At 38.1% G+C, this 1,143-nt stretch carries 2 protein-coding genes; both read right to left on the minus strand.

Translation table 11 applies throughout. The annotated features are described in order from the left end of the window. Positions 1 to 5: 5 nt before the first annotated feature. A complete protein-coding gene (locus AC1DTM_RS27685; RefSeq protein ID WP_016104518.1) occupies positions 6 to 866 on the minus strand; it encodes a M23 family metallopeptidase in 861 nt (286 codons plus the stop codon). A gap of 82 nt (positions 867 to 948) precedes the next feature. Next, a partial coding sequence (locus AC1DTM_RS27690) for an ATP-binding protein (protein WP_477001397.1) occupies positions 949 to 1,143 on the minus strand: 195 nt, incomplete at its 5' end.

Raw genomic sequence — 1,143 nt, forward strand, 5'->3', positions numbered from 1 at the left:
TCCTTCTACTTACCACTTATGTATGTCCCTCTTTCTGGCATTATCGCACCTTTTTCAGTTCGAAAATAAAGTGGCAAGCCTTCCGTGAAAAACATACTCACCTTGGATGGATCCTGCCTTTGATGATGGATATGTAAATGTGGTTCACTTGAACTTCCTGAGTTACCGACTTGGGCAAGAAATTCTCCTTCATTTACATGTTCGCCTTCCCTCACTTTAATTGATCCTTTCTTTAAATGGGCAAGAAACAAAAATGTACCTGTTTCATCCAGTCGTAAATAAATATGATTTCCCGCCATCGATTGAAAATCATCCGATCCCGGAACTAAATCTATTTCATCATTTTTAATTGATACAACTGTCCCAGAAGCTGGTGCCATTACTTTCGCTCCATATATTCCATAATCCTCTAACTTACTACTTTTCACTTCAGCAGGTGGAATGAGAATATCGTATGCCCATCGTTCATTTGGTTTTATAACGTGATAGTTCGTTTCTAATTTATCGCCGCCCCAACCTATCAATGCTCGTTCATTCAAAGGAAAACGAACGACTACTTTAGGACTCATAGACTGTACATCTACTGGGTATGCAATTCTCCCAATGTTAGCGAACCACCCCACGGGCCAAGCTCCAATGGTAGAAAACAGAACTATTAATAGTAGCGTTCCATCTATCCGCTTTCTAAAAATGCCTTTCCAAACAAACATTACTGCTGAGCCTATTAAGAGACAAACTGAAATTACACTAAAAGCCTGTATAATCCACCACACAAAGACTGATGTAACGCCATTACCTAAATAAACTAAACTCCAACTTATAATTAAAAAAGCAACTATAATCGCTAATAAAAATCTCTTCCACATGCTGTATCCCTACTCTCCTATCTTTGTTCCCCATGATACGAAGTAAAAATTACGACATATGAAAGAAATACTTACGACTTTCTTACATTTCTTTATACTGCGGTAAAACGATAGTGAAAACCGTTTCTTTATCGTTACTACGTACAGTGATATCTCCTTTATGAAGTTCCGCTATACTTCTCGCAATTGCAAGCCCCATTCCTTTTCCACCCGTATGAGAGCTACGTGATTTTTCACCACGATAAAACTTTTCAAAAACGTAAGGAAGGTTCTCATT

The organism is Bacillus sp. P4_D3, from assembly GCF_056401855.1.

Coding starts and splice junctions, on each gene's coding strand:
- AC1DTM_RS27685 (WP_016104518.1), bottom strand. CDS start 866: ATGTGGAAGAGATTTTTATTAGCGATTATAGTTGCTTTTTTAATTATA.